We start from the raw sequence: 11,773 nt of genomic DNA, 5'->3' as shown, positions 1-11,773 counted from the left end.
GCTCTGTGATCAACCTGTGCATATCAAGGGGGGGAACCGCTTTCTGACCGTGATTCACCCCGGACGGGGGGGCACAGGCAACCAGACAGCAGAACGCGAGAAGTGCGCTGAGTATCCGACAGCTTCGCATGGCGGATGTTTCGATGCTCTTAGGAACGGAAATCAAGGAAGGTCGTGCCATCGTGTTTGTACTCCCTCACCCTCACCTGAAAAACCTGGCTGATGTTTTCCTCGGAAAAGGCGTCCTCCGGAGCGCCCGAGAAAAACAACTTCCCGGCGCACAATATCGTAATTGTATCACACAACTTTCTGGCCAGATTCAGGTCATGGATGGTCACCAGTATGGTTTTGCCCTGATCCTTGAGTTCGCATAACAGCTTGACGATCTCCAGCGTGTGCTTGACGTCAAGTTCCGAGGTCGGCTCATCCAGCAGTATCAGAGGCGCCTCGGTCGCGATAGCCCGGGCGATTATCGCCAGTTGCCCCTCTCCGCCGGACAATTCGTTGATGTTTCTATCCTTCAGGGCATGGATATTGGTCTGCCATAGCGCCCGCTCGATAATTTCCCGGTCCCTCGGCCCTACCCCCTCGAACCTTCCCAGATGCGGGTTTCGCCCCATGGCTACGATGTCGAACACCGATACGGGAAAACCGATGGTCGTGTTCTGCGGAACCAGGGTAACCAGCGTGCTCAGTTCTTTCCGAGGCATCTTGGCCAGATTTTTGCCGTTGAGAACGATAGCCCCGGACTGCGGCTCCCAGAGCCTGCAGATATTCTTCAACAGGGTGGATTTGCCGGATCCGTTCGGACCGATGATCCCATGAATCTTGCGCGGCTCGAAACATGCGGATATGCCATCCAGAATCTTTTTGCCATCAATGGAAAAATGAAGTGTGTCAACGACAAGCATAGGAAAACCAGGAGTCAGACAGTTATCAGGAGCAGAGCTTTAGCTTGTAGGCAGCGGGAAGAATGAATTTCGAAATAACGACGCAGAAAAAGCCGCAATAGACGGTAATGCTCAAAGCGACAGATGTCAGATCAGGGGAGAACTCGCTGGTTATGCCCAAGGCAGACCAGATGAAGAGTTGCCCCAAAAGAAGCTGAAAGTTTTGGGCCAGAGTATATATTACCCAGAAATTCTGGGAAAGCTTCGCATTGTGCCCTCTGCGGATTTTTATTTCGATGATCTTGAACCAGGTTCTGCCCTCGATGATTTGCGACGATCCGTCACACACGTGGTGCAGCAGGTAGATTGCCACCAGCAGATAGGCCTTAAAGGATACACTGGCGAAAAAGAACGTAAATACGGGAGGAAAACAGAGTAACAGGCAAACGGCACCCAGGGCCTGACCCACGGCTACCCCTAACTGTGCCCTGATAAGGCGGGCAATCTGCCTGGTGGTGTCGCGAACCGCTTCCAGATGGTCTATAAATCCTGAAATACAGGTACTTGAGATCATGCTAATGCCCGGATACGCGTATTTCACAACCACTCCCAGTATGGCAGCAACCTTCAGTTCCTGTTCAGCCATTGAAAACATGGTGAAAAGAATGACGCCATCCAGGATGTTTTTGCCAATGGTGTAGCAGATATTGCCGATTTCCCCATAACGGTAGAAGGGGACCGTTTTCAGCGCCGCTATATAGAGTTGAATTTTTTGAGCCAGGGAAGGAATGATGTAGTCAGCCTGAGCTAGTGTTTGCTCTGTATCCATAGGATGAAGCTCGATGAGTTACGAATTATGTTACACGGGTGGGTTCGATTCGCCTGATTGGTGGCACAAGAAAGCCCCAAAGAGACACCGTAAAGATGCCTCTTTGGGGCCATTCAGTGTTTAGCTTGCCATCAATTCCTTGATCAGTTTGACGGTCTGTTTAGCTGCGTCCGCAGGCTTGGTAGCCTGTTTGGAGATACCGGACTGCACTTTCACGATATTGTGGTCTACCTTCTTCTCTGCCCATACTTTTCCCTTGGGAGCGGCAATATATACCGAGAAGGCGTCCTGCCCCGTACCCGGGCGTTCGCCAATGATATGAACAACGGCGCGGGCTTTTCCAGGATCGGCATTGTTGAACAGAACATCACCGACCATGTAGCCTGCGCGTACGCGGCCACTGCTGATGACGATGTTTTTCTTGTCAGCGGTCAACCCTGCGGCCTGCAGTTCTTTTCTCAGCGCCGTGATGTACGGCAGCGTATGCTCAGGAGCCATGATCGACTTGGCGTTCAAACCATCGGAGACGACGATCTGCACGTCAGGTGTCTGCCCCTGCCAGGAATCACGCAGTTTCTGAAGAGTCGCGACAGACTGTTTGTTCAGCTGTTCACCGGTTTCGGGATGCACGATGTAGTTTTCGCGATCCTTGGACAGGGTTCCCAGCTGAACCGAGTCAGGCACGCTCTTGAGAAATTCCGGCGTAAATTCGGCCCAGATGGCTTTTTTGGCGTCGGCGTAGAGTTCACGGATCTTCTTGTCCAGTTGCGGATTCAGGTCCCAGATGTTCTTTCCGTAACCGGATGCCAGAGGCACCTTGTTACCGGTCTTGAGCCAGGTGTTGTGGATGGCGTCGAACTTCTGCTTGCCTTCGGCCATGATTTCCTGCTGGGAGCGTGTGTCACCCTTGGCTTTGCAATACTGGTAGTAGACCCAGATCGGATCGCCGAAATGCTTGGTCGGCTTGCCGTTCTTGTCGATAACCTGGATGCGCTTGAAGAAGTCCCACATGGTATCGTTAACCTTGTAGCCGAACTTGCTGCGGATACGCACATGATCCTGATAGCTGGTGGTCAGATAGCTGAGCATCGGGTCGTTTCTGGTGGGAAGAGCCATAAGATAGGCAGGATTTGCCGGCATGATCTGGTCCTGGCACCACTCCAGGTCGTCAAGGCTTACCGACATGTGCAGAGTGGAACAGATATCCAGACCTATCGTGATCCCCTGCAGTTTGCCCATCAGGATGTCTTCCAGGCAGCAGCGCACCAGTTGTTCCTTGGTGCGGAACACTTCCGGTCCGATGAAACCGGCCACATCATTGACATGGAGATATGCACCCTGGGGCTGAACCTGGGCAAGAACCTGCTGCAGACCGCGTGCCATCCCGTACTTGCGGGATTCGAGTACGACCATGTCGACGCCTTCGGCACCGCCGTTGGTGAAATCGGAGCCCTGACCGGTCTCGAAATAGAGACCGTATCTCTGTCCGGCGCGGGACTTGGCGTGGTCGACCATCTTCTCGACGGAAATGTCGAACGTCTTGTTTGCCGTATCGGTTCCTGCAAGGCTCTGGAACATGCAGTCAATCAGTTCCGGTTTCTCGTTGAATATCTCCCTCTGAACGTCAATATGGGCCAGGACGCACCAAGGAATGGTACCGTTCAGTTTGAACGTATCGACCACATCCTTGAGGGATGCCTCTACCCGTGCAGTTTGTTCTTTCGTTCCGTCCACCGGGTTGGTGCCAAGCACCAGATCGCCAACGCCGTATGAGAATGCAGAAAGCACCTGCATCATGATCTCTTCGGGATCGTCAGTGGGTGAGTTGGGCTGGATGCGTGCGCTCAGATACCCTTTGGCGCCGATCTTGGTTCCGGGAAGCGGGTTGAAGATCTTCCGGTTGACCGCGATCAGTTCCTTGTTGCTCATCAGCTTGGGCAGACAGCCGACCACTTCGCTGTTCATGCCGTACATGACCGACTTGATTTCGGCTTCCGATTTGTCCAGCAGGAAGGCTTTCATCCTGCCCATTGTCCAGTCTTTAATTTTAGCGTACTGGGCAGGATCAACGGACTTGGCGATAAACTTGTAAAGGTCGTCATTATGCAAGGGGTGATTGGTGATATCCTTGATTTTGGTATTTGCCAAAAGCTTCCGGGCGTTTTCTCGGCTGGTATTGGTATCGGCGGCTACGCCGATGGTCTTGTCCCCCTCCTTGAAGGCGTTTGACGCGCCGATCACCTGCTGATACAGCACCTGATCAAACGAGCCTTTGACCCGTTGGATGTACTTGAAAACATCCTCACCCGGTTTTACGCTTTTTATTGCAATGGCATGGCTGTTCGTGCTCAACGTCAGAATTCCAACGACAAGCATCGCTGCAATCAAAAACAATCGTTTCATACTCTGGAACCTCCTTTGTCAGTTGGTATGGCTCTCGACAAGTCAGCAGGGGCTAGATTGCCAGGTCGAATATAATACCCCCGTAAACGAAGTTGTGCGCGCGAGTCAGGCTGCCTGCCTCGATATCTTTGGAAGCGGCTGAACTGAGCGGGAACGAGTACTGAATCTTGGGCGTAATCGAGAGGTATTTGTTCAGCGGAATCTTCAGGCCGGCCGAGATGTTGCCGTCATGGAAATCGGAAAAGTCGTTGGTTGATTTATTGTTGAGGTAGCTGACCGTTCCCGCTAGGTCCAGGGACCAGTCCTTGTAGACGGCCAAGCTGTGGGAAAGCCCCAACTGGAAGTACCAGGCGTGGCCTGTTTCAATCTCCTGAAAGACGCTGAACGTTGGTTTAAGCAACGTATCCAGGCCGAGGGTTACAAAGAGCTCCTGGCTCTTGGTGGGGGTGAGACCATCAGTACCATCCGTGTCGTAGTAGATCCATCCCAGGGTGTAGTTCAGTTTCCACGGCTCATAGGAGTTGCTGTAGGTAAGGACATAGTCCGTTTCCCACAACCTGCAGTTGTGCGAATCTCCTGCCGGCCCGAGACCATCGTAATCGGTATCAAGATCCGTCCAGACATTAAAGGCAAATCCCTTGTAGCCCACGGTCAGGGTGGGAAAGATGACCAGACTGTCTTTGCTGAGCGCGTATCCACGCCAGACGTATTGCGTGTAGAGCGACACGTTCAAGTCGGCGGTGAGATCCTCGGGGATCAGTTTATACCCGGCTGGCGGTGCCGGTTCCGCTACCGCGTCCTGCGCATGGGCATACGTACCCACCCCCATTCCAACGGCAAACATCAAACTCAAAGCCAGTGTTCTTAACGATGCCTTCATGTTACCCTCCTTTGCTCCTTGTAGTATGGTAGTTCCCTCATGCTCCACGTCCCTTTCTGGCCCGTTCTAAACCTTTATGGATTCTCGTCGACGAAACGACTGCCGACCATGTCCTTCCGGACCATTTTCTCGGTTGAAGGTGTTGGGATACCTGGCAGAGCCCTTGGCACAGGGCATTTACTGCCTCTGTTTTTTTGCCATCTCCCACATCTCACCAAAGGCCTTCTCGGTTTTCTTGTCCATGACCCGCCAGATTGCCACGGTCTTAAAGTAGTCGTTGTTGCCCACATTGAAGAGGCTTCTCTCCTCAGCGCTCACCAGATCACCCACATTGTCGACCACCGGCGAGACGCCCTGCTGCTTGACAACCGCTGCCTGGTATTTGGGGGACAGGTGCAGATTGATCCACTCTTCGCACAGTTTTTTCTTCATCCCTTTTGCTGCATGGGTAATGCACCAGTAGTCAATCCAGGCACTTCCGCCTTCCTTCGCGGTGGCCAGTTTCCAGTTGCCGCCCTTCTGATTTGCCTTCACCACCGCAAATCCCCAGGTGGTGGCCAACGACAACTGGGGGAATTCGTCAGCATTGGCTTCCCCGTCCCAGAGGCTCTTGGCCCCTTTGACCAGTTCATTCAACCTGGGCTGGATCCTGCTACGGTCAAGCCGGTCGATATCGAACAGATCCTCGTACTTATAGCCGAGTGCAAGGGCCGTGATCCAGATATTGACCTTATGGAAGTTGTTATTGATAGTGTATTTGCCGGCATACTGCGGATCCCAGAATATATTCCAGCTTGACGGAGTCTCCTTGACGACGTCGGCATTGAACGCCAACCCGTAGGGACCACAGTTATAGGGAAGGCCATAGCGCTTCCCAGCCACGCCAAGAGACGTGTCCGCCGTGAAAAACGGCAGCATATGTGCTGCATTGGGAATATTTATCATGTCAAGGGGAGCCAGTACCACTCGCCCTTTTCTGAAAAAGTTGAACTTGGAAGATTTTGCCATGTCGGCGGGGGGGGAAATGAGGTCAGCGGTGCCGTTCTTGGCGGCATTGTAGAAATCTTCTTGACCGGTTGCGTAGGAGGGTTTCACGTCCACATTTATGTTGTACTTCTTCTTTATTATGGCCTTGAAATCATCAACAAACGCCGTGTCCGCATACCCCTCCCAGCAGGTAATGCGAATGGTCTCCTGCTGAACTGCCCAAGCGGGATGAATCCCACACAAGACAACCGCAATGAATAAGCCGATAGACACAAGGGACATCGTTCTCATAAAATCTCCTCCTTTGGTATTACAACATGCGTTCCAACCCCTCTATCTAAAGTTCTAAACCCGTCCAAACTCTAACTAAAGAAACTACCGTTGTCAACCCTTGATTTCAGTATTTTCGGCCGCCGCACGTACCAGAAACGGGCAGAAGCAACTCTCGCCATTCGCTTTCACGCCACCAGCGAACGGAACCGTTGGCACCCATCCCGACCATATTTGGTGCATTGATTCAGATTGTGCGGGAAAAATTTCACGCATACAGGTGTGAGATTAACAACTGATTGGCCTATGTCAATCAACTATTGTTTTATTGAGGTGGTTACATCCAGGGATAAATCAGAATCCAACCGGCGGAAAATGAAAAACATTTCAGAAACATGGAAAAAGGTCGTCCGCGCTGACGGGATCACAAATACCCCCACAACCCACCTGAGCAGCGCCCCAGCCAACAAAGCCAAAACGCCCGCTCAGGGGAGCATATACGGAGCAATAGCACGGCAGACAGGACTCATGAGGATACGTCCTTCATTCATAACCAGTGCCTGGGGTATCTGCGATGGTAGACGACATTGTTGGTAAAGAGTGCGGTAACCAGCAGAATAAGGGCACCGGCCAGAACCGGAACCAGGATGAATCCAGGTCCGACCGCGCCCTGTACGCCGATCAGGGCGGTCGCTCCCCCCGGTGGGTGGGTCGTGTGGGTCAGGTTCATGGCAAAGATGGCCAACCCTACCCCGAAAGCAATGGTAAGAGGGGTGGAACCGAACAGGGCGACCACAATCACCGCCACCGTTGCCGAGACGAGATGCCCTCCCACCAGATTTCGCGGCTGAGCCAGCGGCGACTCCGTTGCGCCAAACAGCAGCACCGCCGACGCACCGAACGAGCCGATCAGCAGTGGCTGGCCAACCAGTGAGGTAATCTCGAAAATAGCCAGTATCCCCAGCGTACCGCTGAGGAAGCTCCAGATGGCGTAACGCAATGTCATGGGGGGGCGCGGTCCCCGCAGCGGCGCCTTGCAGCGCCGGGGGAATCCGGTCAACCTTCTTTGTATTGTCATTTCTTCTCCATGGGGATACGGGCCTGTGGTCCACGCGGAAATCGATGCCGCTTCAGTGAATCAGGTACGGGACAAGCAGGATGAGGTGCCGATAGCAGGGCTCAACGAGCTGTGCCAGTGTCCGTTGTGCATTCCCGTTGCGATGCCAGCCAAAAAGACGAATCGGGCCGCGGGATGCACCGGATGAATGGTTCCCAAAACCAGCCAGTACTTCAAACTGGCCAAGTCGCCGATGGGCAGAATCCATTCACCCCCGGAGGACGCAGTCATGGAGAACGGCTGCGCCCCTCTCCATGACTGCGACAAACAGCCCTAAACGGATGCCGATCCCGACCACCCAGAGCATGAAACACCACTGCACGATGGCACGTAACGTGGCTGCTGATTTTGATGAAGGCACTTTATCCCTGACACCCCCTGTTGCGGGTTATTCCTTCCAGTGGATGCAGGAGACCGGGCAGTTGTTGATGGCCGACTGGATCTTGTCCTCGGAAGCCCCGCCCTGATCATAGGCTTCCGACGTGCCGTTGTCGGCGAAGCGAAAAACCTCGGGCAAACTCTCGATGCAGAGACCGCAACTGATGCATTCATTCTGATCAACCGCTACTGTTTTCCCCATGGCCTTTTCCTCCCTTGAACAGGATTCGACCGAGAGCTGCGCTGCTTTGGGAAAGAGGATATTGTTCTCCATGTGGACATGCTTGTGAAGATCGTCCTCAAATTCCTTCAGCATCCGGTAGGTGAGCATGAAGGTGGTGCAGACATCGTTCGGAATCCCATAGTTGTTGGAGAGATCGCGGATGGTGTGGACCGCGTCGCCGATCTCTTCATGCTCGCGATCAAGTTGCGCAAGACTGGTTTTGACGGTTTCCCTGTCTCCCGCATCCGGTTCCCTGCCGGCCTGTACTGCCGCATCGATCCGTTTGATGGCAGGAAAGAGCACGTCCTCTTCTTCGCGGAGATGGGCCACCATGTCGGTCGCTATCTTGTCGAAGATCCTGGCGATCTCAATCACCTCGGGGTGCCTGGCGCCATGGACCTGGGCGATCTTGTCGGCATAGGCGGAGATCTGGCTGAGATTCTCGTTCAAGTAGGCATGGTGGGTGTTTATGATGTAATCCGCCAGGAACGGCAGCCCCCAGGCGGCGTAGTTCTGGCTCCGCTCCAGCGGTTCGCTCGCGGCCTCCCCAATCTCCCGGCTGACCAGATCAGGATCGATACCACGCTCCTGACAGGCGGTCGCAAGGGGGATTTTGCCGCCGCAGCAGAAATCGATTCCGTATTTCTCGAAGACCCTGGCGGCCCGATAGTCGGAGGCAACCAGTTCACCGATGGTTTTACCCGTTACGTCCCCCTTCTGTCCCGTTTTCTGTTTGTTCATTGCGGTCTCCTTTGCCCCTGGAGAAACAGGGCGCACCTGTTCTCCTGGCTTTCGTGCAGCGAATCGTGACTTCCACGATGTTGAGGTCAGTATACCGGAGAGTCCCTGAAATCGATTTGACCCAGGTCATGGTTCCGGTATTTCCAGCAACAGGTCACCAGGAGCGGGTCGAGAAGTAGTGTGAAGGTTGTAGAAACGGAAAGGCGGGGAATCACATCATCCCCGCCTTTCCGCGCCGATAGCGAATACGAAGATTTACCGGGTACTAGACCAGCAGATCCTCGTAAAACGCGCCAAATTGTTTTTCCGGATGGCGGATATGGATTTCAACCATCCAGAGATTGGGGGAAGGGTGAAAGGAAATCTCGGACAGGGGACCTTCGTAATGCTCCGCACTGGAATAGTCTCCCAGGCGATGCCCCCCCAGATCCAGGTTCAGCACCCACCCCAGATCCTTGGCCATCTGTTCGGCAAACTGATACAGCTCAACACCGGTGGCCTTTTCCGCTTTCCACTTCTTTTCAACGGCATCGTAAATTCGCCTGGCATCCACCGCGCAGCGTTTCAGTTCCGGATCGCTTCCGGTAACGAAGGTATCACCCGCATCCCCTTCGTACCCTTCCCAGACCGGTCCGACATCGATAAAGAAGATGTCGTCCTCGCCCAAACGGACTCCCGGATCGGAATCGGCGCCAAAGGTTTTGGTGGTGTTGCTTCCGAAGCGGATGTAGGGCTTGTGGAATGCCTTTGTGGCACCCATTTCCAGCAAGGTGGCAACCACCATTTTGTTGGCATCTTCTTCCAGCATCCCTGCCTTGACCTGACCGGCAATCCGGCTTACCGCCTGCTGTGCCTTCGCTCTGGTTTCCTGCATTTTCTCGACGGAAAATCCTGCTTTGGTTTGCTCCACTACCGCTGCATCCTGGGTCATAGTTGCACTCCTCTGTTTCGGGATTTGGTCCTGCATCCGACTCGAACTGCCAAATTGTCCATATCCTCTCTTGTCTGTGGACAGAGTACATCAATCCACATGGTAGTATTTGACTCACGTCAAAAAGCGGTTGAGAAATATGGGCAAAATAGTCCGGCAGATTGCAAAGGGCTCCTCGCAGTGAATCACGAGGCGCCCTTTGCAGGTGAATTGCAGCTCTGTATTTTTTTGAAGCCTGAAAACCCCGTCCTGTGGACGGGGATTCAGCCGTCGTTTACTTAACGGGTGTCATGCTCATTTTTCATGACTGATTCTGTTTTTGGCACATTTCATAACGCCCCCTGCCCCCTCGTATCTAATTCCGTGTTGCAACCAGAAGACGACATTTATGACCCTGATGTAGGGGCGTATTGCATACGCCCCGCTCGGGCGATCTCGCCGCCAAAGTCGAGGCAAGCGGCTAACCCCTTCTCGTCCGGATTCCAGAGCAGCTTCAGTCCGTCATTGACAAGCAAGAAACCTCCCTCCTTCAGCCGTTCCGACAGCATCTTTACCGACTCACCGCTCCATCCGTAGGCTCCGAACGCGGCGGCCTTCTTGTTCTTGAAGCCCAGCCCCCTGATTTCTTCGAGAATTGCCGCCATAGCGGAGAGTATGCCCCTGTTGATCGTGGGAGAACCGACGAGTATCGCCTTTGACCTGAATACTTCCGTAATGATGTCGTTCTTGTCGCTACGGGAGGCGTTGAAAATCTTGACCACCACATCACGGTCCGACCCGGTGATACCCCTGGCGATCGCTTCGGCCATCTTTCTCGTTCCGTCCCACATGCTGTCATAGATAATCGTGATCTGGTTTTCGTGATAGTTGGCAGCCCACTCCAGGTAGGTGGTCACGATCTGGAGCGGGTTGTCACGCCAGACGACGCCATGGCTGGGGCAGATCATGTCCAGCGGCAGATTCAGGCCGACAAACTCCTTGATTTTCCGATCAACCAGGGGGCTGAAGGGGGTCAGGATGTTGGCGTAGTACTTGATGCACTCCTGGAACAGTTCCGGCTGGTCGACCAGATCGTTGAACATGCGCTCCGTGGCATAGTGCTGTCCAAAGGCATCACTGCTGAAGAGGGTGTTGTCATCGGTCAGATAGCAGAACATGGTGTCAGGCCAGTGGAGCATGGGCGCTTCCACGAAGATCAGCTCTTTCGTACCGATATTCAGGCGGTCGCCGCTCTTGACGACATGGAAATTCCAGTCCTGATGGTAGTGCCCCTTCAGGGATTTGACCGCATTGGCGGTACAGTAGATCGGAATATCGGGAATCAGGCGCATGAGCTCCGGCAAAGCGCCGCTGTGATCGCTTTCACCATGGTTGACAATGATGTAGTCGATGTTCTTGAGATCAATCTCCTGTTGTAGATTGTGCACAAACTCCTTGGCAAACGGCGCCCAGACCGTATCGATGAGCACTGTCTTTTCATCGCGGACCAGATAGGAGTTATAGGAAGAGCCCCGGTGCGTGGAATACTCTTCGCCATGAAAAGTGCGTAATTCCCAATCCACCTTGCCTACCCAGGTTATGGTTTTGTTTATCGGAACGCCCATGACAAAATCCCTCCCTTTGGATTGTTTTTGGTAAAGGCCAAAATCACAAGAGATTAAACAGATACTGCTGCCAGTTTTGTTTCGCAGGCAGTCAAACGCTCCTTCAGTTCCTTCTCCCTCGTCCATCGTTCGGTCACATCGCGCATGATTGCGGCGCATCCCTGCATGGCTCCGGCCTCGTCGCGCAGCATTACCATGCTGAATTCCAGCGAAACGCGGCTGCCGTCCTTGCGGACGCCAGGAGACGAGAGCAGGCCGGTTTTGTACTTGGTCTCACCGGAGGCCATCACCCGCCAGTAGCCTTCCCAGTGGCGCTTGCGCAGGTTTTCGGGGATGATCAGATCGAGCGATTGGCCCACGGCTTCGGCCGCACTATGGCCAAACATCAATTCCGCCCCTCGGTTCCAGAAGCGGACACCCCCTTCCCTGTCGGCAATGATAATCGCGTCCGGCGCTTCATTGAGCAGCTGATTCAAGCGTCTGTCCATAGTTCCTCCCCAGAAATGACACACGCCTCGCG

Annotated in this window: 11 protein-coding genes; 1 reads left to right on the top strand and 10 read right to left on the bottom strand. The window is 53.8% G+C overall.

Annotated features, from left to right (window positions below; translation table 11 throughout):
- Positions 1-149: 149 nt before the first annotated feature.
- The 6 genes from PPRO_RS05965 to PPRO_RS05940 all read right to left on the bottom strand — a co-directional run bounded on the left by PPRO_RS05965 (position 150) and on the right by PPRO_RS05940 (position 7,337).
- A complete protein-coding gene (locus PPRO_RS05965) occupies positions 150-911 on the bottom strand; it encodes an ABC transporter ATP-binding protein (RefSeq protein WP_011735135.1) in 762 nt (253 codons plus the stop codon).
- Between the two features lie 25 nt (positions 912-936).
- On the bottom strand, positions 937-1,719 hold the full coding sequence (locus PPRO_RS05960; protein WP_011735134.1) for a hypothetical protein: 783 nt from the start codon (positions 1,717-1,719) through the stop codon (positions 937-939).
- A 120-nt stretch (positions 1,720-1,839) separates the two neighbouring features.
- Entirely contained in the window at positions 1,840-4,122 is a 2,283-nt protein-coding gene (locus PPRO_RS05955; RefSeq protein WP_011735133.1) for an ethanolamine ammonia-lyase, read from the bottom strand.
- 52 nt (positions 4,123-4,174) lie between these two features.
- Complete coding sequence (locus PPRO_RS19385) at positions 4,175-5,002, bottom strand: TorF family putative porin (protein WP_011735132.1); 828 nt, start codon at positions 5,000-5,002, stop codon at positions 4,175-4,177.
- A gap of 177 nt (positions 5,003-5,179) precedes the next feature.
- Complete coding sequence (locus PPRO_RS05945) at positions 5,180-6,280, bottom strand: ABC transporter substrate-binding protein (protein ID WP_011735131.1); 1,101 nt, start codon at positions 6,278-6,280, stop codon at positions 5,180-5,182.
- Positions 6,281-6,806: 526 nt separating this feature from the next.
- Positions 6,807-7,337: an HPP family protein gene (locus PPRO_RS05940; protein WP_011735130.1), complete on the bottom strand. Its 531-nt coding sequence runs from the start codon at positions 7,335-7,337 to the stop codon at positions 6,807-6,809.
- 187 nt (positions 7,338-7,524) lie between these two features.
- On the opposite strand from PPRO_RS05940, the gene PPRO_RS21605 reads away from it, so the two are divergent.
- Positions 7,525-7,653, top strand: a complete 129-nt coding sequence (locus tag PPRO_RS21605; RefSeq protein ID WP_269634980.1) for a hypothetical protein — start codon at positions 7,525-7,527, stop codon at positions 7,651-7,653.
- Positions 7,654-7,764: 111 nt separating this feature from the next.
- On the opposite strand, the gene ric is transcribed toward PPRO_RS21605, so the two are convergent.
- From ric to PPRO_RS05920, 4 genes are all read right to left on the bottom strand, one after another.
- Positions 7,765-8,718: an iron-sulfur cluster repair di-iron protein gene (ric, locus tag PPRO_RS05935; protein ID WP_011735129.1), complete on the bottom strand. Its 954-nt coding sequence runs from the start codon at positions 8,716-8,718 to the stop codon at positions 7,765-7,767.
- A 265-nt stretch (positions 8,719-8,983) separates the two neighbouring features.
- Positions 8,984-9,649, bottom strand: coding sequence for a M24 family metallopeptidase (locus PPRO_RS05930; protein ID WP_011735128.1), 666 nt, complete (start codon positions 9,647-9,649; stop codon positions 8,984-8,986).
- A 386-nt stretch (positions 9,650-10,035) separates the two neighbouring features.
- On the bottom strand, positions 10,036-11,253 hold the full coding sequence (locus tag PPRO_RS05925; protein WP_011735126.1) for an anaerobic nitric oxide reductase flavorubredoxin: 1,218 nt from the start codon (positions 11,251-11,253) through the stop codon (positions 10,036-10,038).
- A gap of 53 nt (positions 11,254-11,306) precedes the next feature.
- A complete protein-coding gene (locus tag PPRO_RS05920) occupies positions 11,307-11,741 on the bottom strand; it encodes a PAS domain-containing protein (protein ID WP_011735125.1) in 435 nt (144 codons plus the stop codon).
- Positions 11,742-11,773 lie beyond the last annotated feature (32 nt).

Origin of the sequence: Pelobacter propionicus DSM 2379, assembly GCF_000015045.1 — a bacterium.
Classification (GTDB): Bacteria; Desulfobacterota; Desulfuromonadia; order Geobacterales; family Pseudopelobacteraceae; genus Pseudopelobacter; species Pseudopelobacter propionicus.
This window is presented reverse-complemented; position numbering and strand designations above follow the sequence as displayed.

Coding starts and splice junctions, on each gene's coding strand:
- PPRO_RS19385 (WP_011735132.1), bottom strand. CDS start 5,002: ATGAAGGCATCGTTAAGAACACTGGCTTTGAGTTTGATGTTTGCCGTT.
- PPRO_RS05965 (WP_011735135.1), bottom strand. CDS start 911: ATGCTTGTCGTTGACACACTTCATTTTTCCATTGATGGCAAAAAGATT.
- PPRO_RS05940 (WP_011735130.1), bottom strand. CDS start 7,337: ATGACAATACAAAGAAGGTTGACCGGATTCCCCCGGCGCTGCAAGGCG.
- PPRO_RS05925 (WP_011735126.1), bottom strand. CDS start 11,253: ATGGGCGTTCCGATAAACAAAACCATAACCTGGGTAGGCAAGGTGGAT.
- PPRO_RS05955 (WP_011735133.1), bottom strand. CDS start 4,122: ATGAAACGATTGTTTTTGATTGCAGCGATGCTTGTCGTTGGAATTCTG.
- PPRO_RS05960 (WP_011735134.1), bottom strand. CDS start 1,719: ATGGATACAGAGCAAACACTAGCTCAGGCTGACTACATCATTCCTTCC.
- PPRO_RS21605 (WP_269634980.1), top strand. CDS start 7,525: ATGGTTCCCAAAACCAGCCAGTACTTCAAACTGGCCAAGTCGCCGATG.
- PPRO_RS05945 (WP_011735131.1), bottom strand. CDS start 6,280: ATGAGAACGATGTCCCTTGTGTCTATCGGCTTATTCATTGCGGTTGTC.
- PPRO_RS05930 (WP_011735128.1), bottom strand. CDS start 9,649: ATGACCCAGGATGCAGCGGTAGTGGAGCAAACCAAAGCAGGATTTTCC.
- ric (WP_011735129.1), bottom strand. CDS start 8,718: ATGAACAAACAGAAAACGGGACAGAAGGGGGACGTAACGGGTAAAACC.
- PPRO_RS05920 (WP_011735125.1), bottom strand. CDS start 11,741: ATGGACAGACGCTTGAATCAGCTGCTCAATGAAGCGCCGGACGCGATT.